25 protein-coding genes are annotated in these 23,940 nt (G+C 35.4%); 14 read left to right on the top strand and 11 right to left on the bottom strand.

Features of this window, described 5'->3' with window-relative positions:
* Positions 1 to 14: 14 nt before the first annotated feature.
* Together ACJ2A9_RS04200 and ACJ2A9_RS04195 are read right to left on the bottom strand one after the other, a co-directional pair.
* Positions 15 to 164 (bottom strand): small, acid-soluble spore protein L, encoded by a 150-nt coding sequence (locus ACJ2A9_RS04200; protein WP_441420342.1) that lies wholly within the window; start codon positions 162 to 164, stop codon positions 15 to 17.
* A gap of 130 nt (positions 165 to 294) precedes the next feature.
* The gene (locus ACJ2A9_RS04195) at positions 295 to 477 is read right to left on the bottom strand and encodes a hypothetical protein (RefSeq protein WP_441420341.1); all 183 of its coding nucleotides are present in this window, start codon (positions 475 to 477) and stop codon (positions 295 to 297) included.
* Between the two features lie 235 nt (positions 478 to 712).
* On the opposite strand from ACJ2A9_RS04195, the gene ACJ2A9_RS04190 reads away from it, so the two are divergent.
* Both ACJ2A9_RS04190 and ACJ2A9_RS04185 read left to right on the top strand, forming a co-directional pair.
* Positions 713 to 1,702, top strand: coding sequence for an NADPH:quinone oxidoreductase family protein (locus tag ACJ2A9_RS04190; protein WP_441420340.1), 990 nt, complete (start codon positions 713 to 715; stop codon positions 1,700 to 1,702).
* Between the two features lie 216 nt (positions 1,703 to 1,918).
* Positions 1,919 to 3,646, top strand: a complete 1,728-nt coding sequence (locus ACJ2A9_RS04185; RefSeq protein ID WP_441420339.1) for a methyl-accepting chemotaxis protein — start codon at positions 1,919 to 1,921, stop codon at positions 3,644 to 3,646.
* Positions 3,647 to 3,688: 42 nt separating this feature from the next.
* On the opposite strand, the gene ACJ2A9_RS04180 is transcribed toward ACJ2A9_RS04185, so the two are convergent.
* From ACJ2A9_RS04180 to ACJ2A9_RS04165, 4 genes are all read right to left on the bottom strand, one after another.
* On the bottom strand, positions 3,689 to 3,826 hold the full coding sequence (locus ACJ2A9_RS04180) for a hypothetical protein (protein WP_441420338.1): 138 nt from the start codon (positions 3,824 to 3,826) through the stop codon (positions 3,689 to 3,691).
* Between the two features lie 90 nt (positions 3,827 to 3,916).
* Entirely contained in the window at positions 3,917 to 4,126 is a 210-nt protein-coding gene (locus ACJ2A9_RS04175) for a small, acid-soluble spore protein, alpha/beta type (RefSeq protein WP_441420337.1), read from the bottom strand.
* A gap of 108 nt (positions 4,127 to 4,234) precedes the next feature.
* The gene (locus ACJ2A9_RS04170) at positions 4,235 to 4,678 is read right to left on the bottom strand and encodes a MaoC family dehydratase (RefSeq protein ID WP_441420336.1); all 444 of its coding nucleotides are present in this window, start codon (positions 4,676 to 4,678) and stop codon (positions 4,235 to 4,237) included.
* 76 nt (positions 4,679 to 4,754) lie between these two features.
* Positions 4,755 to 5,303: a hypothetical protein gene (locus tag ACJ2A9_RS04165; RefSeq protein WP_441420335.1), complete on the bottom strand. Its 549-nt coding sequence runs from the start codon at positions 5,301 to 5,303 to the stop codon at positions 4,755 to 4,757.
* Between the two features lie 315 nt (positions 5,304 to 5,618).
* Between ACJ2A9_RS04165 and ACJ2A9_RS04160 the strand changes: the two genes are divergently transcribed.
* The 3 genes from ACJ2A9_RS04160 to ACJ2A9_RS04150 all read left to right on the top strand — a co-directional run bounded on the left by ACJ2A9_RS04160 (position 5,619) and on the right by ACJ2A9_RS04150 (position 8,662).
* Entirely contained in the window at positions 5,619 to 6,041 is a 423-nt protein-coding gene (locus tag ACJ2A9_RS04160; protein ID WP_441420334.1) for a polyhydroxyalkanoic acid synthase subunit PhaR, read from the top strand.
* Between the two features lie 63 nt (positions 6,042 to 6,104).
* A complete protein-coding gene (phaC, locus tag ACJ2A9_RS04155; RefSeq protein WP_441420401.1) occupies positions 6,105 to 7,190 on the top strand; it encodes a class III poly(R)-hydroxyalkanoic acid synthase subunit PhaC in 1,086 nt (361 codons plus the stop codon).
* 230 nt (positions 7,191 to 7,420) lie between these two features.
* Positions 7,421 to 8,662 (top strand): L,D-transpeptidase family protein, encoded by a 1,242-nt coding sequence (locus tag ACJ2A9_RS04150; protein ID WP_441420333.1) that lies wholly within the window; start codon positions 7,421 to 7,423, stop codon positions 8,660 to 8,662.
* Between the two features lie 79 nt (positions 8,663 to 8,741).
* On the opposite strand, the gene ACJ2A9_RS04145 is transcribed toward ACJ2A9_RS04150, so the two are convergent.
* Both ACJ2A9_RS04145 and fdhF read right to left on the bottom strand, forming a co-directional pair.
* A complete protein-coding gene (locus tag ACJ2A9_RS04145) occupies positions 8,742 to 9,179 on the bottom strand; it encodes a respiratory nitrate reductase subunit gamma (protein ID WP_441420332.1) in 438 nt (145 codons plus the stop codon).
* A 205-nt stretch (positions 9,180 to 9,384) separates the two neighbouring features.
* A complete protein-coding gene (fdhF, locus tag ACJ2A9_RS04140) occupies positions 9,385 to 11,439 on the bottom strand; it encodes a formate dehydrogenase subunit alpha (protein ID WP_441420331.1) in 2,055 nt (684 codons plus the stop codon).
* A 211-nt stretch (positions 11,440 to 11,650) separates the two neighbouring features.
* Between fdhF and ACJ2A9_RS04135 the strand changes: the two genes are divergently transcribed.
* The 3 genes from ACJ2A9_RS04135 to ACJ2A9_RS04125 all read left to right on the top strand — a co-directional run bounded on the left by ACJ2A9_RS04135 (position 11,651) and on the right by ACJ2A9_RS04125 (position 13,816).
* On the top strand, positions 11,651 to 12,331 hold the full coding sequence (locus ACJ2A9_RS04135; protein ID WP_441420330.1) for a hypothetical protein: 681 nt from the start codon (positions 11,651 to 11,653) through the stop codon (positions 12,329 to 12,331).
* Positions 12,332 to 12,563: 232 nt separating this feature from the next.
* Complete coding sequence (locus tag ACJ2A9_RS04130) at positions 12,564 to 13,514, top strand: methyl-accepting chemotaxis protein (protein WP_441420329.1); 951 nt, start codon at positions 12,564 to 12,566, stop codon at positions 13,512 to 13,514.
* A 26-nt stretch (positions 13,515 to 13,540) separates the two neighbouring features.
* Positions 13,541 to 13,816 carry a hypothetical protein gene (locus ACJ2A9_RS04125; protein WP_441420328.1) on the top strand — a complete coding sequence of 92 codons (276 nt, stop codon included), beginning with the start codon at positions 13,541 to 13,543 and terminating at the stop codon, positions 13,814 to 13,816.
* Positions 13,817 to 13,885: 69 nt separating this feature from the next.
* Here ACJ2A9_RS04125 and ACJ2A9_RS04120 read toward each other — a convergent pair whose 3' ends face one another.
* Together ACJ2A9_RS04120 and ACJ2A9_RS04115 are read right to left on the bottom strand one after the other, a co-directional pair.
* The gene (locus ACJ2A9_RS04120) at positions 13,886 to 14,704 is read right to left on the bottom strand and encodes an alpha/beta hydrolase family protein (protein WP_441420327.1); all 819 of its coding nucleotides are present in this window, start codon (positions 14,702 to 14,704) and stop codon (positions 13,886 to 13,888) included.
* Between the two features lie 177 nt (positions 14,705 to 14,881).
* Entirely contained in the window at positions 14,882 to 15,610 is a 729-nt protein-coding gene (locus ACJ2A9_RS04115; protein ID WP_441420326.1) for an endonuclease/exonuclease/phosphatase family protein, read from the bottom strand.
* Positions 15,611 to 15,752: 142 nt separating this feature from the next.
* Here ACJ2A9_RS04115 and ACJ2A9_RS04110 point away from each other — a divergent pair, with 142 nt between their 5' ends.
* The 4 genes from ACJ2A9_RS04110 (at position 15,753) to ACJ2A9_RS04095 (ending at position 19,178) form a co-directional block, all read left to right on the top strand.
* Positions 15,753 to 17,570 carry a S8 family peptidase gene (locus tag ACJ2A9_RS04110; RefSeq protein WP_441420325.1) on the top strand — a complete coding sequence of 606 codons (1,818 nt, stop codon included), beginning with the start codon at positions 15,753 to 15,755 and terminating at the stop codon, positions 17,568 to 17,570.
* Positions 17,571 to 17,699: 129 nt separating this feature from the next.
* Complete coding sequence (locus ACJ2A9_RS04105) at positions 17,700 to 18,245, top strand: DUF420 domain-containing protein (RefSeq protein ID WP_441420324.1); 546 nt, start codon at positions 17,700 to 17,702, stop codon at positions 18,243 to 18,245.
* 202 nt (positions 18,246 to 18,447) lie between these two features.
* Entirely contained in the window at positions 18,448 to 18,843 is a 396-nt protein-coding gene (locus ACJ2A9_RS04100; protein WP_441420323.1) for a DUF6232 family protein, read from the top strand.
* A gap of 173 nt (positions 18,844 to 19,016) precedes the next feature.
* The gene (locus ACJ2A9_RS04095) at positions 19,017 to 19,178 is read left to right on the top strand and encodes a hypothetical protein (protein ID WP_441420322.1); all 162 of its coding nucleotides are present in this window, start codon (positions 19,017 to 19,019) and stop codon (positions 19,176 to 19,178) included.
* 73 nt (positions 19,179 to 19,251) lie between these two features.
* On the opposite strand, the gene ACJ2A9_RS04090 is transcribed toward ACJ2A9_RS04095, so the two are convergent.
* Positions 19,252 to 20,925, bottom strand: a complete 1,674-nt coding sequence (locus ACJ2A9_RS04090; RefSeq protein WP_441420321.1) for a PucR family transcriptional regulator — start codon at positions 20,923 to 20,925, stop codon at positions 19,252 to 19,254.
* A gap of 237 nt (positions 20,926 to 21,162) precedes the next feature.
* On the opposite strand from ACJ2A9_RS04090, the gene ACJ2A9_RS04085 reads away from it, so the two are divergent.
* Together ACJ2A9_RS04085 and ACJ2A9_RS04080 are read left to right on the top strand one after the other, a co-directional pair.
* The gene (locus ACJ2A9_RS04085) at positions 21,163 to 22,365 is read left to right on the top strand and encodes a cystathionine gamma-synthase family protein (protein ID WP_441420320.1); all 1,203 of its coding nucleotides are present in this window, start codon (positions 21,163 to 21,165) and stop codon (positions 22,363 to 22,365) included.
* A 107-nt stretch (positions 22,366 to 22,472) separates the two neighbouring features.
* Entirely contained in the window at positions 22,473 to 23,924 is a 1,452-nt protein-coding gene (locus ACJ2A9_RS04080; protein ID WP_441420319.1) for an aldehyde dehydrogenase family protein, read from the top strand.
* Positions 23,925 to 23,940: the final 16 nt, after the last annotated feature.

Raw genomic sequence — 23,940 nt, 5'->3', positions numbered from 1 at the left:
CTCGTTTATCATATTTATTTCGTATTCTTTTTCTTGGCGGCCTCTGCACCTTGGCTATACACCTCTCCTGCAAATTCAGTATCCGGAGAATTGCCGAGAGGATTGACACTTTGGTTGCCAGGATTTTTAGCCGCTTTTTTTCCATTGTCTCTTTTTTTACCCATTACCATCACCCCCTGTTGTTATACTTTTTCCTTAACAAGCTTTTTTACTCTTTCTCGATGAAAATTGAACACAAAAAAGCAAATGTCTTGTCATAACACGACATTTGCCTTTTTGTGTTCCGGTTTTTCATTACGAAGATTTTTCTACTTCACTTTCTTGTAGCGCATGTTCCCAACTTGGAAAATAATAAAGAGCACTTTTCATTAATTCCGGATGAGATTTTTTGATTTTTTTCTTATTGAGCGGTTCCCCAGTATCATGTAATTGGTTAATTTGATTAATGACATCATTTGCACTCATATTGACTTCCATTATCATCACTCCTCTTTGAGAATATCTATATTTTTTCCATTTGAAAAAATTATAAACAAGTGTAAAAGAAAAAAACTATGTTAGAAGATTTAACATGAGTGAGAGTATTGAATAAATTTATCTAAGCAATGCTTAGTTTATTGTATTAATTTTTGAATTAATATTCTGAAAAGTAGGTAAATACGTTATAATGGATGTGCAATGTTTTATAACAATATTATTGGGAGGGGAACGAATGAATACATTTCGAGCATTAGTTGTAGATAAGAAAGAGGAAAATGTCACAATAAATATTGAAGAATTATCTCTAGATAATCTCCCTGAAGGCGATGTATTGGTTAAAGTACATTACTCAAGTGTTAATTTTAAGGATGGACTAGCGTCTATTGCAAACGGAAATATAGTCACCTCATATCCATTCGTACCTGGAATCGATTTAGCTGGAACAGTTGTTTCCTCAACGAGTTCACAATTCACTGAAGGAGATGAGGTGATTGTAACTAGTTATGAACTTGGTGTATCTCATTTTGGTGGTTTCAGTGAATATGCCAGAGTTCCAGCTGGGTGGGTAGTCCCTCTACCTAAAGGATTAACGATGAGGGAAGCGATGATTTATGGTACAGCTGGGTTTACGGCAGCTTTATCTGTACAACGTCTTCAAGCTCATGGATTAACGCCTGAATCTGGTCCGGTTCTTGTAACAGGATCAACTGGTGGAGTTGGAAGTGTAGCTGTGTCAATGCTTGCAAATTTAGGCTTTGATGTAACTGCGAGTACAGGGAAGGAATCGGAGCATGATTTCTTACATACGTTAGGGGCAAAGAAAATTGTATCCAGGGAAGCAGTTTCACCAGAGAAATTCCGTCCTCTTGACAAGCAGCAATGGGCCGGTGTTGTTGATCCTGTTGGAGGCAATACATTAGCTTATGCATTAAGTACAACAAAGTATGGTGGTGCTGTGGCTGTTAGTGGATTAACAGGTGGGCATAAACTAAATACAACTGTATTTCCATTTATATTAAGAGGTGTAAGCCTACTAGGGATTGATTCTGTCTACTGTCCGATGGATGAGAGATTACAAGTATGGGAAAGAATGGCTACTGATTTAAAACCAGAAAAGCTGCTAAATGATTTAGTTCATGAAATTTCGCTAGAAGAACTTCCTGAAGTATTGTCAAACATATTACAAGCAAAAGTAAAGGGAAGAACAGTTGTAAAACTGTAAAGCACAAGGGTCTGAACTGCACCCCAATTGTTAGACACAGTCTAACAATTGGAGGTGTAGTTTTTTTGGTCTGAAATTCAGTAAACAAAACTAGGTAAGCTATTAGTAAAGGAATAAATATTATTGATCTTATTTTACTAGGTGCTTATTAAGCAGGATCTTACTCTATCTTTGTCGAAATGAATATTAATTTGGATATAGTGGGGTGGATCGGGGATGTTCTTTCATAGTGTGAAAGGAAAATTGTTGCTTCTTGGCTTTATACCGATTGTTTTATTTATGTTACTAAGCTTTTTTTATATTTTACCTTCGACAAAGGATGCTATTTATAATGAAAAAGAAGTGCAGACAAAAGAATTAGTTAATGTAGGCATGTCAATTTTGAATCATTATTACAACCTTGAACAAGTTGGAGTATTAACCCGGGAAGAAGCCCAACAGGAAGCAATAGGTGCAATTCGAAGTATGACGTTTGGTGATGAGAACCAAGATTACTTTTGGATTAATGATGCTCATCCGAGAATGATTATGCATCCTTTTCGTCCCGATCTTCATGGAGAAGATTTAACTAATATTAAAGATCCAAATGGCTTGAATTTATTTGTCGAGTTTGTCCATGAAGTTGAGAAAAATGGGGCTGGATATGTTCCATATGAATGGCAATATTATGCAGATACGAATCGGGTAGAACCAAAGTTGTCTTATGTTGCAGGCTTTGAGCCATGGGAGTGGATTATTGGTACAGGAGTCTATGTTAATGATGTCGATGCGATTATCAAAGAAAAGCGTAACATTACATTACTATTCGTATTTGCTGTTGTTGTTATTAGTACAATTTGTATTATTATGTTTACAAATACAGCAATCGTGAAACCGTTATCACATGCAGTACATCATGGTCAAAAAATGGCCGTTGGAGATTTTTCCGAAAACATTCCTGATCATTTATTACAAAAGAAAGACGAGATTGGAAAATTGATGAATGTATTTGATCAAATTACGAATAATATGTCTGCAATGATCAAGAAAGTTACAAATAGTGCACAAGATGTTTCACATTCAGCTGAGCAACTAACGAGGAGTGCAGAATATACAAATGAAGCAAATGCTCAAATTGCTGCTGCTACTGAAGAACTGGCTAGAGGAGCAGAAGGACAAACAAGCAGTGCGGAAGAGAGTTCAACAGCAATTGAAGAGATGACAGTCGGGATTGCAAAATTAGCAGACACGGCTTCTGCTGTTGCCGAATTTTCAAATAATATGACTGATCAAGCTAATAAAGGGAATCATGTTGTTCAAAAATCACTTCAACAAATGCAGCATATCCAAGATGGTGCACAAAGTACGACTGATGCCATCCTTGCCTTAAAAAAAGAATCTGAACAAATTGAAGCATTCCTTGAGGTAATTAAAAATGTATCTGACCAAACAAATTTATTAGCACTAAATGCTGCGATAGAAGCTGCTAGAGCCGGTGATGCAGGTAAAGGTTTTGCAGTTGTTGCTGATGAAATTAGAAAACTCGCAAACCAAACTGCGAAATCAACGGAAGAAATTAATTACCTTGTTCACAATATTAAAGTAAATACAAATGAAGCAGTTAATGCAACGAATACGAACAAGGAATGTGTGGAAACAGGAATAGAGGATATTCAAAATGTAGCAACTATTTTTGCAGAAATCCTTCATTCTCAACAAGAAATATCGATCCAAATCGAAGAGATGTCCGCAGTATCAGAAGAGCTTTCTGCAGGCTCACAACAAGTTAGTGCAATAGTACAAGAGTTTGCTCAAATCGCAAGAAGATCTTCAAATAGTACTCAACATATCGCTGCTTCTTCCCAGGAACAGCTAGCGACAATGGAGGAGGTTAGCAATTCTGCAAGCCATTTAGAGGATCTTGCACGACAATTTAAAGAACTAGTTTCTAAATTTAAAATTTAAGATTATTACACGTGAGAAAAATTGCAAAAGAAAAAGAAGGATCTAGCTCCTTCTTTTCTTTTTGCCTTTTTTATGATCGTCAGGTATGATTTCACTGGCAACTTCCTCATTGAACATACTTTCCGTTGGTGTCATATTGTTTTTCTGGGCAGCGTTATGAAAATGTTTTCGTTTTGTCATGTTTTCCTCCAATTTTTGATGAAAATTAATGAGGGGATGTGATATAAACATCCCCAATAGCCATCAATATGAAATTATTTTGTTTAAACATTAAAATTGTTGTGAACCATTTAATTGTTGTTCAGCCATTTGAACAAGACGCTTTGTAATTTCGCCACCTACTGAACCATTTGAACGAGAAGTAGAATCAGCATTAAGTTGAACGCCAAACTCTTGAGCAATTTCATATTTCATTTGATCTAGAGCTTGTTGTACGCCGGGAACAACTAATTGGTTTGAATTACTGTTGTTGCTTGCCATGTTATCCACCTCCTTATCAACTATGATGAACCAAAGAAGTGGGGTTCATGTCAGACAATATTATCCATTATTATAACATCGAAATGCAAAAGGGGAGTAGCATCTAAGCTACTCCCGTTTCATTATCGTTGCTTTACCTTCGACAACTTTCTTATTTTCTTGATTAAATACATTTGTCTGTAAGGTAATCAACCGTTTATCGTCTCGTTTTTGGATCACTTCAGCTATGACAGTTATTGTATCACCAATTTTTACAGGTGCTTTGAACGTTAAATCTTGAGATAAGTAAACTGAATTTGTACCTGGTAATTTTGTTCCTAATATTGCAGAAATGTAGCCACTTGTTAGCATACCGTGTGCAATCCGTTCTTTAAAGAATGTCTTTTTGGCAAATTCATCATCCAAATGAATAGGATTTACATCTCCAGTTATCCTTGCAAATTCAAAGACATCTTCATTTGTTATTGTCTTACTTAGGGTTGCTTGTTCTCCAACCTGTATCTGTGCATATGGTTTACTAATTACATTTCTTGCTTTCTCATAAATATTCAAATGAATCTCCCCATTTCTCTTAAGATGTTAATTCAAGAAGCTGTTAGTGACATGGGAATAGACAGAGAGGAACTAATTATAATTTGAAAGCACTAATCCATTCTGTTGTATTTTGATTCATTCTTTGTAACATACCTTTTTGAGTGTCCCGCACATTTAAGAAATACTGATCGAACAAAGTACGGATTTCTTCACGGTTTTGTTGTTGTTGTGATACGAATTCTTTTGTGTTTTTTTCCATTTGGTCAATCGATTGCTTTATCACTTTAATATTTGCCTGACCAGGAGTTAGTGCAATCTGTTCAATACGAGCTGCAATGTCATTTAGTTGCTCACTCCATTGATCCCATTGATAACCTTTTTGCTCACCCGTAAAAGCTTGCGCACTTTCCTGAACGCGTTTACGGATTTCATCAATAGTATTTTGAAGGTTCTTTTCAACGAGTTCAATATTTTCTCTTGTTTTTGCCCAAAGTTCATTTTGTTGTCCAAAGAAATGAACAGCATTATTTTCAATTGCACTTTGAGAAGAATAAGCATTAGAAACACTATTTAACCAAAAATCCCAAATTGTATCAATGTGACCAAAAAGTTCCTGATTTTCTTTTTGCTTTGTTGTTGACATGATTAATACCCCCTAAGAATTTTAAAAATTTAAAATTAATTGATTACATGATTGAATAGTAATGTTGTGTTTTTTTCCAATTCATTGCTAGTTTATATATACATATGTAACATTTGTTGGAAAAATGTATCTATGTGTAATTTACACCTATATGGTTATCTTTGTCAAATATTTTTTTATATGTATATTTATCAAACTCATAAAAATGCTTTCTTGGAAAAGTACTTGATCCAAAAATATGCAATCATTTTTAGTTCTTGAATAAAGAGAACGGACATAAGCTAAAGTGAATATTGTTGAGAGGAGAAATATAAATTGAAGGAACAAAATTCTTATGATCCATTTATGTTTGCAAAAGAGTTGTATGATTATTCTGAGTCTTACTGGAGCAAAATCGTAGATGAAAGTATAGGACATGAAGATTTTTCAGCAATGTTAGGTAAGATGTTAGACATGAATCTTTTGTATAAAAAAATGATTAGAGAATATGCAAATACTTATTTAAATCAGATGAATTTGCCTTCAAAAGAAGATATAGCTAATGTTGCTTCATTAGTTGTCAACACTGAGGCAAAGGTAGATGATTTAGAAGTTATGGTTGAAGATACACAAAGAGATGTAAAACTTGAAGTAGCTGAGTTAAGAAAAGAAGTGAAAGATCTTACTGAGAAAATTACAACATTAACAAATATCATCGAAATGTTAACAAGTAATCCCCCGAGCAGAAAGGCAAAGTAAAAAAAGCATATATGAAAATGTCCTTTCAATTATCGATGAAAGGTAGGGGATAGGTAGAGAATGATGACTTCTATTGTCAAAGAGTGGGAAAAGTTATTACAAAGTCACCCTCTTGGGATTGGAGATGCATATCAAAAGTACAAACGTACATTAGAAGTGTTAACAACGGATGCTGATCCAGAGGTTGGTCAGACACCAAAAGAAGTTATTTGGACAAAAAACAAAACAAAATTATATCGATATATTTCTAAAAGGCCCCAAAAATATAAGACACCATTATTAATGATTTATGCTCTTATTAATAAATCATATATTCTCGATATAAAGAAAGGTAATAGCTTTATAGAGTATTTAGTGAACGAAGGCTTTGATGTTTATCTGCTTGATTGGGGTACACCAGGGCTAGAAGATAGTCATTTAAAACTCGATGACTATATTATAGAATATATGCCGCGAGCAGTAGGGAAAGTATTACGAACATCAAAAGCTGACGAAATTTCAATCCTGGGCTATTGTATGGGCGGAACAATGACAGCCATTTTTGCTTCAATCTATACACATTTGCCAATTAGAAATCTGATATTTATGACGAGCCCTTTTGATTTTGCTGATACAGGATTATATGCAAATTTTGTCGATGAACGCTATTTTAATGTTGATAAAGCAGTGGATGTCCTTGGAAATATCCCACCTGAAATGATTGATTTTGGTAATAAGATGTTAAAGCCAATTACAAATTTTTATGGTCCGTATAAATCACTTCTAGAGAATAGTACAAATGATAGTTTTGTTACAAATTGGAAGTATATGCAAAAGTGGGTTGGAGACGGTATTCCGTTTCCTGGTGAAGCGTATCGACAATGGATAAAAGATTTTTATCAACAAAATAAACTAATCAATGGCCAACTCGAAATTCGTGGAAGGAGAGTAGATTTAAGACAAATTAATGCAAATGTATTGAATATATCGGCTGAAAGAGATCATATTGCTATGCCTCATCAAGTTGAAGCATTAATGAATGTGATTTCTAGTAAAGACAAACAATATGAAGTTATGCCAACAGGACATGTGTCCGTCTGCTTTGGACCGAAAGCAAAGAAAAAGACATATCCTACTGTCAAGAAATGGTTAGCTTCTCGTTCTAAGTGAATAAAATGAATGCAATCAAGCAATCATTTACCGATTGCTTGATTTTTTTTTTGAATTAACAAAATAATTTCTTTTGTAACTTTATTGTAAAAATAAAAAGGGTTTTAACATAGTTTGGAAGAAATTTATAGTAGATTAATATAATTCTATTCTTACATTTGTGTTAAAGAATCCTATTGATTAGTGGTTCTTTCATAATAAAGAATGGATGAGAAAGAGGTTGATAATTATTGAAAAAAATTCTTCTTTTATTTACATTTTTATTTATTTCTAGCTTTGTCATTCAAATAAATACTGGCTATACTGCGACGAATGACCAGTTAATTATTATTAATAAAACCAACAATAAGCTGGCATTTTTTAATAATGGGGAACTTGTCAAAACCTTTTCCGTCGGCACTGGAAGAACGAATGAACTAACCCCTGAAGGGCATTTTAAAATCGTTAATAAAATAAAAAATAGACCTTACTATACGAATAATATACCGGGTGGTGACCCTAGAAACCCTTTAGGTGACAGATGGTTAGGAATAAATGCTCGTGGAACCAGCGGGAATGTCTATGCTATTCATGGTAATAATAATCCAAGTTCTATCGGTAATTATGTAAGTGCCGGCTGTGTTCGTATGCATAATGAAGAAATTCGATGGTTATTTGATCAAGTGAAAATTAACACACCGGTTATTATTTTACGCTCAAATAATAGTTTTCCAGAGATCGCCAAAGCTAACGGGTACCAAATGACCCCTCCTTATCAAATAGAAATCAATGGGAAGCTGCAATCCTTTGATCAGGATCCGGTTATTATTAATAACAGGGTATTAGCTCCGCTCAGAGAAACATTTGAAAGTCTTGGTGCAACGTTACGTTGGAATCAAGAGACGCAGACAATTACAGCTACAAAAGAAGATCGAAATATTACATTAAAACTTGGATCAAGAAATGCAACAATTAACGGTCAGAATGTTACGCTTGATGTTCCAGCCCAATTGGTAAACAATAGAACAATGGTTCCAGTTCGATTTGTAACAGAAGCATTAGGAGCAACAGTCAGTGTTGATAGTCAAAAAAGGTTAATTAAAATTAATTTGCAGACAACTCAACCAAAGCAGCCGGAATTAATTCCGATCAAAGTAATGATTAATAATGAGCTACAGTCATATTCACAAAGTCCGTTTATTTTAAATGGAACATCAATGGTTCCATTAAGAGGTATATTTGAAAAATTAGGAGCAACAGTTCGTTGGAATCAAGAAACAAAAACGATAACAGCGACTAAGGACGGCACAAATATTACATTAGTTGTCGGTTCAAATGAAGCAAAAGTAAATGATCAAACGATTAATGTAAGTGTACCTGCACAAGTAAGAACCGGTACGACTTACGTTCCAGTTCGTTTTATTAGTGAGTCACTTGGGGCTAGAGTACAATGGAAAAAGGATGAAAATACTGTGTTTATATTTTCGAACTAAGATTGAATAGGGATGTCTCCTAAGTAACAGTCACCTCGAACCGAGGAGAGCTGTTACTCTGGAGACATCCCCTTTTAAATTAGATGATATTATCTTTATCTTCACATACCGTAGATAGTCTTTTTTTTGTAACATATTGGTATACATCAATCGGCAGTAGAATCAATGAGCGATAAGTTTTTAAAAATGGTAATAATCCAAAAAATGTTATGACACTAAATAGATGAAGCTGTAAAATGAAAGGGGCAGTAGTTATCATTATAATGTCTGGCTTAAGCAGTGTAAGGCCAATCAGCCATTGAGCAATGATCACAACAGTACCGTCAACAATAAATAGGGAAGTTAGCCCAGTAATTAGAAGAAAAGCAACAAACAGCAGGATGAACTTATTTTCAGTCTTTATTCTTTTGAACGTTTTCATTTCTTTTTCTTCATAGGACCATACTAATCCAATGATCATGATAAACACTACGACATATGGATAAATTGTCCATACTATAAAATTACTTAAGTCCATCGATTTGCTCCCCTTTCCAAAATGTTATTCTATGTATAGTTGGTTTAATTTGAAGTTTGAACATTCAAAAACTATGGATTCCTTACTCATATCTTAAAGCTTCCGGAGGTGAAGGAGTGTGATATATATCACGAATTTGCAGTCGGAAGGAAAAACTTTTTTGAAAAAAAGCAGATTGCCATCGTGGGCAACCTGCTTTATTCATTTAGATGGGACGAATCTTCACTGCGCACGCTTTAAATTCTGCTGTTCCTGAAATTGGATCATATTCATCGATGGTTAGTATATTTGTTGGGACCTCAGACCAGTGAAAGCTCATAAAGACCAAGCCTGGTGCAACTTGCTCAGTAACCTTTACGGGTACTGTTAACGAACCGCGTCGAGAACTAACTTCTACTAGATCACCATTTGAAACAGCGAGCTTCTTGGCATCTTCAGGATGTATATCAATCGTTTCTTCAGTTTGTTTTAATTTGACACCATCAGCATAATACTTTGTCTGTGTGTGTGTATTATAAGATTCATAGCGTCTGCCTGTAGTTAATGTATACGGGTACTCCTTATCAGGCTGTTCGATAGGAGGTGTATAGTGTACAGGTGTAAACGGTGCTTTTTTGCTAGTAAATGTATCGTTATGGAAATGTTCAAGTATAACAAACGTTCCTGGGTGGTCTGTCGAAGGGCAAGGATAATGTAATCCCCCCTCTTGATCCAAACGAGAGTAAGGCATACCGCCATACATATGAGGGACAAGAGTTCGAAGCTCATCCCAAATCTCCTCGCTGTTGCTATAGCTCATAGGGTAGCCTAAACGAGTAGATAGTTCACATAATATATCCCAATCATCTCTTATACTTGGTTCAGGTTCAATCGCTTTACGAACTCGTTGAATTCGACGATCTGTGTTCGTATACGTTCCTTCAACTTCTCCCCACGACCTAGCTGGGAGGACAACATCAGCTATTTCAGCCGTTTCCGTTAAGAAAATGTCCTGGACAATCAGCAGATCAAGGTTCTTAAATGCAGCTGTTGTATGGGACATATGAACATCTGCAATAATAGGGTTTTCTCCGATGACATATAGCGCTTTAATTTCCCCATTTGTCATCCGTTCCAGCATACGTGTTTGCGTGTTCCCGACATTTGGATTAAGTTCTACGTCCCAAGCCTTTTCAAAGATTTCTCGATTCTCTTTGACTGAAAGACTTAGGGCACCTGGAAGCTGATTTGGTAAGCAGCCCATGTCGCCGGCACCTTGAACATTATTTTGTCCTCTTAGCGGCATGATTCCATTTGCTTTCTTTCCAATATGACCAGTGAGCAGTGCTAGATTAGCAATATCAAAAACATTATTTACGCCACAATGATGTTCTGTTATTCCTAATGTATAGGCAATCATCGCATTTGGTGCTGACGCATAGGTTCTTGCTACTTTAATAATTTGTTCTGGTGAAAGACCAGTAATCGAAGCAGCATACTCAGGGGTATATGTTTCTACATGCTTCTTAAGTTGATCGAAATTCATTGATGTTCTCTCGATAAACTTAGCGTCATACAATTGTTCTTTTATAATGACATGAAGAAATGCATTCATTAGTGCAATGTCACTGCCAACATTTATTTTAAGATGAGACTTAGCAAACTTAACCATATCGATTTCTCTAGGATCAATGACAATAAGTGTAACACCTTTTTTAACTGCTTTTTTTATACGGTTTGCAATGATCGGGTGAGCCTCTGATGTGTTAGAGCCCATGAGTAATATAACATCGGTTTCTTCAAATTCCTCAACAGTATTTGTAGGAAAACCGCTTCCAAATACAGTCGCCAGACCGGCGACGCTAGGAGCGTGTCAAGTACGGTTGCAGCCATCAATATTGTTATTACCGATTGCTGCTCTCATAAATTTCTGTGTTACATAATTTACCTCGTTTGTTGCTCTGGCGCATGCAAACATTGCAATCGCATCAGGAGTGAATGTTGATTTTATGTCAGTTAATTTCTTAGTAATGAATGTTAATGCTTCATCCCACGAAACAGGTGTTAATTTGCCATCTTTTCGTAATAGCGGCTGCTTTAATCGACCTTTAGCATGTACATATTTATAAGCAAAAGAGCCTTTTACACACGTTTGGCCTTTGTTAACAGGAGCTTCTTTATCTCCTCTGATTTTTATAATATGGTTATTTTCTACATGTAGCACGAGTCCGCACCCAGTACCGCAATAACCGCAAATTGTTTTTATTTCTTTGCTTGTCATCTTACTTTCCTCCCCTCATATAAGTAATTTTAGCAAAAGAATCAGTGCTCGAATATAAGATCTCTATTTAACACTATATGAAACTTGTAAATGATTCATGAGTGAAGCCAAGTATGGACGCCGGATTTCTATTGATCATTTTAAATCATGTATATAATGGGTATGATTTTAGTACAGATAAAATAATTAATAATTATTGAGGAGGAATTATATGCGTAGAATACTTATTTTATTATGTCTTACCTTTCTTATGGCTGCTTGCAGTCCTATTGAGGAAGAAGGTATAACGAATGATAAGAGTGAAAATGAACAAACAGATGATGAGCAGGTGGTTGAAGAAAATAATAAAGATGAAGAAACAGAGAATGAGCAACCTGAAGAAGAATTAACAACAGAAGAAATAATAATGAACAAGGGTGAAGAGATCTTGGAGCTTCTGAAAGAGGAAGATTTTCAAACTTTAGCAAATTATGTTCATCCTGAAAAAGGCTTGAGGTTTTCTCCATATGGCTATATGACTGATGATGATTTAATTTTTTCTTCTGATGAAGTTGCTGAGTTTTTTGCGAAAGAGGAGAATTTAATATGGGGAATTTATGATGGAATAGGAACCCCGATTGAATTAACAACAAAAGAGTATTTTCAACGCTTTGTTTTTGATCATGACTATACAAGCTATGATAAGGTTGTTTTTAATGAAGTAATTGAACGGGGAAATACAATTAAAAACGTTAGAGAAGTGTATCCTGATGCGATTTTTATTGAATATTTCATAGAAGGAACTGAAGAATATGCTGGAATGGATTGGCGTAGCCTGCATCTTGTTTTTGAAGAAGTTCATACAGGAGAATGGTATATTCTAGCGTTAATTCATGATGAGTGGACAACATAAGAAGGAAATAGAGTTATTAAGGTCGTCATTATTGACGGCTTTTTTCATTTGTCTCAGTGATTTGAAAATGTTTCCTGTACCTTGTGACTCGTATCACAGGAAAATGTTATAAACCTTAGTAATATAGGAGTAGTAAAAACATGAGAAAGTAAATAATGGCTCTGCTGTAGATATGGAGAATACGGACGAAAGTAATATAGATAGATTTAGCGAAAGACTAGGGGGAACCGCAATGTTATTTTCTTCACATACAGTCTCAACGAAAGCTGTGAGAACTGAAAATGAGAAATTAAAGCAACAAGTTACTGAACTTGAGCAAAAGTATAAAGAGAAAGAAATGGAAATGCAGCAATTTATAATTGATTTAAAAGGCAGTCTTGTAGATATTATTGAACAACATGATCACGTGAATGAACAACATTTTCAATTAGGAGACATCGTTAAAGACATAAAACGTCGTTTTGACCGGGTTGAGGAAATTAGTGAACAGTCAAATGATAATACAGCGATTATGACCGAGAAAGGCCAAGGTTTGATTGAATCAACAAAAGAAATGGTAAGTAAGTCTAAAGAAGGTCAAGAGTCAGTTAAACAAGTTCAGAAATTAATTAATCATTTAGGTGAAGAAGCAAAACAAACATCAAGTAGTATGACCCAATTGGGCTCACGTTCAAAAGAAATAGAGGGTATCGTTAGGGTCATTAATGAAATTGCTGTTCAGACTAATTTATTGGCACTTAATGCCTCTATTGAAGCGGCAAGAGCAGGTGAACACGGGAAAGGCTTTGCAGTTGTTGCTGAAGAAGTTCGAAAGCTTGCTGAAAATACTGCCCAAAGTACGAAATCGATCGATGAATTAATTAAGCACATTCAAAAGGAAATTGACAAAGCACTCGATGATTCAAAAAATAGTTTGTCAGCTGTAAATAATGGTATTCAATTAAGTAACCAAACTGTTGAAGGGATTGATGATATTTTAAGGGTAATTCAAAATGTTCAAAATGAGGTTTCAGATGTTCTTCTAACAATTGATAATCAGGAAAAATTCAGTCATGAGGTTAAAGAAGAAATCCATCATACACGTGCTATATTTGACCAGGCAAATGAAATGATTGTAAAACATATCGAGGACGCTGAAGTCGTGGATCAGAAATTAAAAGCTGAGATAGAAGGGCTTAAGTGAAATTATAAACGCTTGGAGTGATTGAAATGAAAGCTGTATATTTTGAAAGAATAAAAGATATTGAAGTTTTGCAAAATGGTGATGACTTAGTCATTCAATTCGACCATGAGAACTATCCAAAAATAAAACTCGAAATCAAGATTTCAGATGATGAGGTAAAAGAAATGAACGTACTGTATGCCAAAAACAAGCATAAAGAAAAGTTCGCAACAAACTGGTTAAAGGATTATTCCAGTGAGATTTATCGCTATTTTAAAGAGGAATGTACGGAGACGAGGGAATGGTTTTTAGTTAAGAGTTGAAAGTTGAAAGTTAAAGTTGAAAGTTAAAGTTGAAAAAACGGATCATCTGACTGGCAGATGGTCCGTTTTTTATTTAACAAGTTGTCGTTCTTGGTTGGGTAATAAGCTGTTATTTGAGAGCCAGTTTGATGAAAGTTCAAATAATTCATTTTCAAACGAGTATGAAGAAAATGTATGGTCAGCATGTTCTAATAGGGTTGATGTCGACAAATGTGTTGGCATCGATTGATTTATTGCTTTTGTATAGTCTGCAGCATTTATATTTGGCACATCCTCGTCATGGGAGGCATGAATGATAAACGCCAGTCCATTAAAGTTTTTAATATCTTCAAGTGGTTTATGATTTTGTAAATCGCTAAAAAATGTATGACTCAAGTTAAATCCGTTATAATCGTATAATCCAGTTTCTTTTGCATGTTTGACAGCGAAATCTCCAGTTATACGAACAATATCTTCATAAGGTCTGGCAACAGGTGACCATAGGAGTAATTGGCTAATTCGATCATCGAGTCCTGCAGTAAGTGCAGATACAGCTCCACCAAGACTGTGACCAATCACGGTTAGGTTGTTTTTATTAACTTCTTTTTGTGAAAGAACAAAGTCAATAGCGCCTTTAAGTTCTTCGATTTGATTTGAAACAGTGACATCACCATAATCCCCATCGCTTTCTCCACAACCGCTAAAATCAAAGCGAAAAACAACATATCCTAATTGAGAAAAATATCTTGCTGCTTTTACAAATAGTCGATGTTCACCGACTTTACTGCCAACGAAACCATGGACGAGAATAATGGCAGGATGGCTATGTAAACCGCTATTTCCAGGTATATGAATTGCACCAGAAAGATTTTTTTCATTAACTTGAAACATTATATTTTTTATCTTCATCCTGCATCATCCTTTTCAAAATTATCACTAATTTATACAAAACATATTAGTTTACTTGGTTTTATTGTAAGGTGCTTTTACGTCTATGTCAATACCATTTTTTTGTATTGAAGGAGTAAAGGAGTATATTGAAAACAAGCAAATTATTACTGCAATATATTCTTTTAAAATATATTTTTATATCTTAATCGAAGCCTGTAAAGGCAGGTGATCTGATGCTGTTGGGTAATCCATAATCGTCGATGCTAAGTCGATCTGGAGATTTGGTGAGACAAAGATATAATCAATCCGTTTTTTGGGACTTTTTGATGGGTAAGTAAATCCACTGTAAGTTTTATTTACGCTCCAGCAATCAATAAGATAGTTATGCAGTTCTTCCCATCTTTTTGAATGAGGTTTTATATTTAAATCCCCTAGAAGAATGATCGGTTCGTTCATTTTTTTAATATGTGACAAGAAAAAACGTGTTTGTCTTTTTTGTATATAGGAATTAAGACTGAAATGGGTAACAAATACGTTAATGATCGTATTATTAATTAAAATTTTAGATTCTAAAAGAGAGCGATTCTCTGCAAAACTTGATTGAAAAAGATGGTTTGAACTTTCAGTAATAGGAAATCGACTCAATAGTGCATTACCATATTGTCGCTTTTGTTGCTTGTTAACAGAGGATGTGAGAGTAATAGAGGGGCCGTATACAGCGTTTAACTCTAACTCTTCGGCAAGCCAGGCCAGTTGATCTATGTATTCTGTTCTTGCTGAAAAATGTCTGTCAACTTCATTTAATCCGATAATGTCTGATTTACTATTTCGTATTACTTGGGCAATCCGCTTCAAATCTACAGTCTTATCTGTACCTTTTCCATGGTGAATATTAAAACTCATTAACTTTAGCTTCAAAGACATTCACCTATCCTTTATGTGTTTGTTAATAGGCTTGTTAGTAGGGGTAGATTTTATTCGAGCGATTTCTCCGTTTCTGTAATGATTTTACTTATGTTGGTACATCCTAACAGAGTGGAACAACGACGCAAGGGGGATATATGGAATGAGAAAGGTAACGGTAACCGTTTTGCTACTTTGTGGTTTACTAATCGTAGCAGCTGGACCACTATTGTTTTTAAATGATGAAAATGAGCAAAAGCTTACAGGACAAAATAGACAAGTAGAGCACGCAGTAATGGATCAGGTTTTAGCTGATGATTTGTCCATGACAACCTCATTATTTGTGGCAAAGTTGAATCGACAGCTCGATCGTTGGTCTGAACAAGATTTTGATGATCCTACAGCACATAAGAAATTTACGGAAGAATTAAATGAACATCCGCATTTTCATGCTTTTGCAGTAGTAAATGATAATAAGAAGATCGTGACATCTGAGGGTGAGATTACGGCAGAAGAAGTTAAAAAGTTAGTACACACACATGATGGTGTAATGTACTCTGATCCTTATACAGAAAATGGAAAGCAGTATTTTCTCGTATCGAAGAAAAAAGAAAACGACACCAAAGAATCTGTAGTAGGAAAAATTGATCTGTCTTTTGTTAAACGATTTGTCAATAATACAGCAGCAGTTGCTGATGCGAACGGTAACTTTTTCATTTCCGGAGAGGATCCAGAAGTGGATTGGGAGTCCGCTGATGAAGCAATAAAAAGTCAACCAAGCCAGCTTGTACCCGAATTAGGTTGGCAAGTTGTCGTTCGTTCTGAGGAACCGACAGATGAGGGAAAGCATTATCATGAACATGAAGCAGTTGTTATCTTTATTAATGAAGAGAAGGGGAAAGCATGGATTAATGAACATCCAACGATAGAAATGGTTAAAAACGGAGGTCCGTATATTGTTATTAGGGACGAAACACGAACGACACCACAGCTCATTACAATGCTTGAATCCGAAGAAAATATTGAATCAGCAGAGCCAAATTATGTTCTGACGAAGCAAGTGCCAGATCGAAATAAGATGAATCGCTCTGATAAAGCAACAGAATCGGTAACCATTCCAAATGATGAATTTTTTCAGCCGTATCAGTGGAACTTATCACAGATCGAGACTGAGCGTGGTTGGGATATTTCATCTGGGAGAGAAGAAGTCATTATTGCGATTATTGATTCTGGAGTAGATCCTGATCATGAGGATTTATCTGCGAAAATGACAGAAGGGTTTAATGCCTTTGATCAATCGAATAATCATATGGATGAACATGGCCATGGAACGCACGTTGCCGGAATCGCAGCTGCTTTAACAAATAATATAACAGGAATTGCCGGAGTCTCATGGCATAACCAAATTATGCCAATTAAAGTATTAGATGAGAATGCAGAAGGAAGTGCCTTTGAGATTGCGAACGGAATTCGTTGGGCGACAGATCACGGAGCAAAAGTCATAAATATGAGTCTGGGTGACGCACATTATTCCCGTGTAATCCATGATGCGATACGTTACGCCTATAATAAGGATGTTGTTCTTATTGCAGCATCTGGAAATGATAATGTTGAGCAACCGATGTATCCTGCGGGTTTAAAAGAGGTATTAGCGGTATCGGCTGTAGATTATCATCGAAATAAGGCAGTTTTTTCAAATTATGGTAATTATATTGATGTAGCTGCACCTGGGGAACACATTCCAAGTACATTCCCAGAAAATCATTATGTGTATATGTCAGGTACCTCAATGGCAGCCCCACATGTTGCTGGATTGGCAGGATTAATTCGTTCAATTAGACCGGATTTACGAAATACTGAGGTTGTAGAAATTATTAAGAAAACAGCAGTCGATCTTGGTCAGGAGGGTTATGATAAATATTATGGATACGGAGAAATCAGTGTTTCAAATGCACTTGATTATCTTAACGATCTCCCTTAGGTTACCAAACTAATTATTGTTTCCCAGAATATCCACAATAATTTCATACTTTATTTGTTGCTCTTTCACTAAAGTTTTCGTATTCTCTATATAGTAATTAAAATTATTTTAAGTTTAGAGGAGTTAAAAATGAAAAAAGTAGAAAATTCAGTGAAAGAGCGAAACTACACACCAATTATCGTTATTTTAACAATTGTAATTAATGCTCTAGTTGCAGTATTATTCTTTTTACCAGGATATAATGGTGACTTTCAACATTTTGACATTAAAATCCTACCAATGTTAAATGCCATCTTTAATTGCTTTACCTTTACATTTCTAGTACTAGCTTTAATCTCTATTATTAAGAAAAATGTTTCGCTTCATAAGCGTTATATTTTAGCGGCGTTTTCTACCACGGCTCTATTTTTAATTTCTTACGTGTCTTACCATTACCTTGCTGAATCAACACCATTTGGTGGGGAAGGTATTGTTCGTTACATCTATTTCTTTATTTTAATCACACATATTGTATTAGCAGCAATTATCGTACCGCTTGCCTTAACGACAGTTGCCTTCGGATTCAATATGAAGGTAGAGAAGCATCGAAAAATTGCAAGATGGACGATGCCGCTATGGCTTTATGTTAGTTTAACAGGAGTCATTATCTATTTAATGATTTCTCCGTATTACTAAACTGAACTTCATATTAGCAGCGAGTTAGAAAAAAGTGCCAGAGGATACCGATTCTCTAGCACTTTTTTTCTTCATATTCTTGGATAAAAAACATACATGTTAACATACATATTTTAAAATAGAATTTTGAGTAATAATGTTCAAAAAAATCTGAAAATTATGTATAATTAGTGAAGAATATGGTTGTGAAGGGAGGAATACTTTGGCAGAACAATTACTCTTCTCTGATCCAGATCGCTATATATTTATATCTAATCAGAGAATCATTATAGATGGAAGAAAATTTAATACCTCAATCATTCACTCCGCCTCTTTGTCGGAAAGAAATAATGATGTTAGCTTTGGATATGAAGTAGTCGTATTCTGGACAATAATGGCAGTCGTTTGTCTTTTGTTCCTGGATCAGTACATATATTCTATTCCGATAAGTGTACTATCTATTATAATAGCGATTAATAGTGCTATTGTTATTAATAAAAAAGTGTATGTACTCGTATTAAATACATTATCAGGAGAGAAAGAAGTTCTGTCACTTCATAATCAAATTGCAATTGAGAGAATGGTTAGAGCTATCAATCGGGCAGTACAGTATCATTGAAATGAAAAGCAGAAAATCAAAAGAATATAATGATATCAAAAATTATTATTAATTAAAAGTAGTTATTTAATTAGTTCATTAATTTGTCACAAAGTGTTTATCACTTCAAGAAAAATAGAGAGATAATATAACTAAGGAAAAGAACAGAAAGGTTAATTAGGGAGGTCATTTCCTTGGGTATTGTCTTTTTATTAACTGGATTTTTATTATTCTATGTTTACTTAACGGTTTTTATTGTTCAAACGTTTCGAAAAAGAGAGAACTCAAAATATGTGAAATACCTTTATATCTCATTAGGTATCTCCTTTATGGGATTGGTTACCCATATAGGTTAGTTTATATTAGATAAGAAAGCCACAATCACTCAATGATTGTGGCTTATTAACGTTCATCTTCTAAATCACCGCTTTATTTTTGCTCCAAAATTCCAAGTGTCCATAATTTGATCGTTAACTCAATCAAGAAATTATCTTCATGATTATCTAAGGAGCAGCCTGTTAATGTTTCAATTTTTCGCAATCTGTATAACAGTGATTGTCTGTGTAAATTAAGTTCGCGAGCAGTTTGACTAACATTTCCACGATTACGATTATAGACAATGAAGGTATGAATTAAGTCAATCCCTCTCTCTTGTGTGTAATCAATGAGTGCTCCGATTGTCGAGTGGGTAATCGTTTGAAGCTCTTGATTTTCTAATAAGGTCATCAATGCGCGGTCTACTCTTGTCTCTGAATACGTACTTTTATTTCCGGCTCCTTTTTGTCTTCTTCCAATAGTAAGAGCAAGATGTGCTTCAGAGAAACTTTCATGAAAAAGTTGAATTCCTGCTTGTTTTGAAATCCCCCAAGAAAGAATTAAGTCAGGTACAATGTCCTTTACCCCTTTTTCAACAACTTGAATAAAATGATCGAGTAATTCTTTTTTGTTTTCAGTTGGGTATTCAATAAAAATAATTATTTCTCCTCTTTGGAATGTGGCCATCGTTTTTAGCGATACTTTTTTTTCTGCAAAATAAATTTCCCGTTCAATGCTCCAAATGATATTTTGAAGCCAATGTTCGTAAGAAGGTTCCTTTTCTTTTGTTTTGTGGAATACTTCTTTTAAGTTTTCCGGAAAACCTATTATACATAAATATGGAAGACTAACATTGTAACCAAGAGTTTTTGCCCGGGATAATATGGTATCCGGAGAAGTAATACTACCTTTAGCCAGACTCCATACAAAATCATCACGAAGTCGCATTTCAGTCTCACGAATAGTATTTTCCTGTAAGAAGCATAGTGCAATCGTTGTGACGGCATGTTCGAGTAGGTGAAGTAATGAATGGTCGAGGATGTCAGTTGTTTGATTGTGAATGAGGAAAATATATAGATAGCCTTGTATTTCACTAGTGGTTTGGATTGGAAGTTGCAGTGCAGTTGTGTTTGCAATTGTAACCAATTGTAAATTTGAATGAGAAAAGGTCTCTGTTTTATTAGGGAGGACCTTGACAGTTACATGGTGTTTCTCAGTTTCTTTTAAGTGTTCCGTCTTTTTGCTGTGCCCCCTGATTATACCTCTTTTGTCAGTAATGAGAACAGGTAAATGAATCATATCATACATAAAATTTGCTATATCTGAAATTACAGCTCCTTGTAAAATCATGTTAAGTAATTTTTTTCGAATATACTCAGATTGTAAATATACTTTGTTTTCTTTTTGATTCAGTAATGTCATGATTTCTTGAATCACATCTGCAAAACGAATTTCCCACGGGATTTCAAGGATAGGGAATTGATGTTGTTCTGCAAGTTGTACTACTTTTTTTGGTGTGTGCTTTATATATCTCCCCGTTGCGATCGCCATACAAGCTGCCCCAGAATCAATAACCTCTTTTACGAATTTTATAAATAAGTCCTGGTCATGACCACAGCCGATTCCTGTTGTTAATACAAATTCATTTTTCCTGACAAAGTCTTCAACAGGTGTTTCGATAACAGACACCCATTCGATTTGTTTTTGATCTAAAAACCGATGCGATGTCTTGACATTAGCTTCCTGTAATACAGGCAATCGACATACATCTTCTACTGTTATCAACATCTATTTGCCCCCTTTGCAAACGAAATAAGGCAGGGTTTGTAGTATGTATATTATAGATAAATAGAAGTATTAAGAAAAATGATGAAATGTTTCAAAAAAACTTCATACAGATTGGTGAATGTTCTTTTTGAGTGCAGTTTACTAGAATGGAAGTAGATACATTTTCAACTGTACCAAATGTATTGTTAGATGCTGTTTAAATAAGCGGGATTACAAAATTACAGGAGCGTGAGGGTAATGCAGCATAACAACAAGGATGTATCAAAGGAAACAAAATCTGTTTGGGCAGGTGAGAAGGACTATCTTGTTCATGGGGCAACGCAAGTCCCCGTCGTTCATAGTGTCTCCTATGGTTATGATGATATTGATGAATGGTTTGAAGTGGCTATCGGGAAACGAAAAGGACATATATACGGTCGGAATACCAATCCAACAGTCGAAGCATTTGAGGAGAAAGTAAGGATTTTAGAAGGTGCCAAAAGCGCTACTAGTTTTTCAACAGGGATGGCAGCTATTTCAAACTCACTTTTAACAGTTCTTAAGCCAGGAGATCGAGTAGTGACAATTAAGGATACGTACGGTGGGACGAATAAAATTTTCAGTGAATTTCTACCACGTTTAAATATTGATGTATATTGCTGTGATACAACAAATCATGAACAAATAAAACAAGAAATTGCTAAAGGTTGTACATTGCTTTATTTAGAAAGTCCAACAAACCCTACCGTTAAAATTACTGATATTGAACAATTAGCCAAAGAGGCTCATAAAGTTGGGGCACTAGTATTTGTTGATAATACGTTTGCTACACCATTGTTGCAAAACCCACTTGAATTAGGTGCGGATCTTGTTATTCATAGTGCAACGAAATTCTTGGGTGGTCACGCTGATGCTCTGGGTGGTATCGTTTGCAGCAATGACCGTGATTTAGTAGAAAAAATCTATCATTACCGTGAAATCAATGGTGCAACACTAGACCCAATGGCTGCCTATTTATTACTAAGAGGGATGAAAACATTACATCTGCGGATTAATCAGCAATGTGAGAGTGCCATGAAGATAGCACGATTCTTACAAGCTCAGGATGTTGTTGAGGAAGTATTTTATCCAGGATTAGAAACGCATGTAAACCATCATATTGCGAAAAAGCAAATGAAGCAGTTTGGCGGGATGCTCAGTTTTGCAGTCAAAGGCGGAATAGACTCTGTTCGTGAATTTCTTCCGAAGCTAAAATTAGCCAATAGAGCAGCGAATTTAGGTGCAGTAGAGACAACGGTAGGTCCAGCTAGAACAACGAGTCATGTTGAGTGCACACCAGAGGAAAGAGCTGCGCTGGGTATTCCAGAAGGTTTGGTCCGGTATTCAGTAGGCATTGAAAATTGTGATGATCTAATTGATGATTTAAAACAAGCATTTCGTTATATAACTGACAAAGAATAGCGATATATTTCCATGAAGCAAACTGCTGACTATAAAGTAGGCAGTTTGCTTTCTCATCAATATTGACTAGCACCCATTCTAAAACAGAAAGGTGGAGAGAATGGCTAATGAAAAAACATGGAATTGAAAAAAAGATGTTCATTTGTGGGAAATGGGTTGAAAGGAATAAGAAAATAGAGGTAAGAAATCCCGAGAATCAGTCAATCATTGCCACCGTTCCTGCAGCTAGTGTGAGTGACATGATCAATACAATCAAATCTGCTAAAGAAGGAAGAGAAATAGCAGCAAATTTAGCAACAAATGAACGGATGGCTATTTTATATAAAGTTTCAGAACTAATAAGCGATCGTTTTGATGAGTTCACAGAAGTTATTGCTTTAGAGGGGAGTAAGACAATTAAGGAAGCTAGAAGGGAAGTTCGACGTTGCATCGAAACGATCCGAATCAGTGCAGAGGAAACGAGACGAATCCATGGAGAAACGATCCCATTTGATCAAATGCCGGGAAGTAAGAATCGTGTTGGTTATTATTACCGCTTTCCAATCGGAATCATTGCGGCAATTACACCATTTAATGATCCGTTAAATTTAGTTGCGCATAAAGTAGGACCGGCAATAGCGTCAGGAAATGCAATTATTATCAAACCAGCCACACTCACCCCGTTAAGTGCGCTGAAGTTAGCAGAAGCCTTTGATGATGCTGGACTTCCAAGGAAAGTATTATCAGTCATTACTGGCTATGGAAGAGAAATAGGTGATAAGTTAGTTCAACATAATGATGTCCGAATGATTTCCTTTACAGGCGGCTTGGAAACTGGCCGTGATATTGCAATGAAAGCAGGGATAAAAAAACTTAGTATGGAATTAGGCTCAAATTCACCAGTCATTGTTTTAAAGGATGCTGATCTCCCGCTAGCTGTCAAAGCTTCAGTCGAAGGTGCTTTTTCAGCAGCCGGGCAAAACTGTATCGGGGTACAAAGAATTTATATTGAAGATGAAGTATTCGATTCATTTGTACATTCTTATGTGAAAATAACAAGAAACCTTAAATCAGGCAGTAAATTAGAAGAAGAAACAGATATTGGACCCATGATTTCTGAACAAGAAGCAAAGAGAATAGAACAATGGGTAAAGGAAGCTATTAATAAAGGAGCAATCTGCCTGTGTGGCGGTCAACGCCATGGTGCTTATTATAAGCCAACTGTTTTAACTGATGTCCCGAAAGATTGTAAATTAGCAAGTGAAGAAGTGTTTGGTCCAGTTGTTAGCTTATTTAAGGTTTCTAATTTAGAAGAAGCAATAAGAGAATCGAATCATGTCAATTATGGATTACAAGCTGGCATCTTTACGAAGGATATTGATAAAGCTTTTTCTGCAATAAACAAAATGAATGTTGGCGGTATTATGATTAATGATAGCAGCGACTATCGAATTGATGCTATGCCCTTTGGGGGTATAAAAGGGTCAGGGTTAGGCCGCGAAGGGATAAAATTTACAATCGAAGAAATGACTGAACCTAAAGTTGTCTGTTTTGCGTTACAAAATAGGGTTTCAGAATAGTCGTAAAAGAAATTCA

This window comes from Anaerobacillus sp. MEB173, assembly GCF_052119505.1.
Lineage (GTDB): Bacteria > Bacillota > Bacilli > Bacillales > JBJMAU01 > JBJMAU01.
The sequence above is the reverse complement of the archived record's forward strand: the minus strand, read 5'-3'. Positions and strand labels throughout refer to the sequence as shown.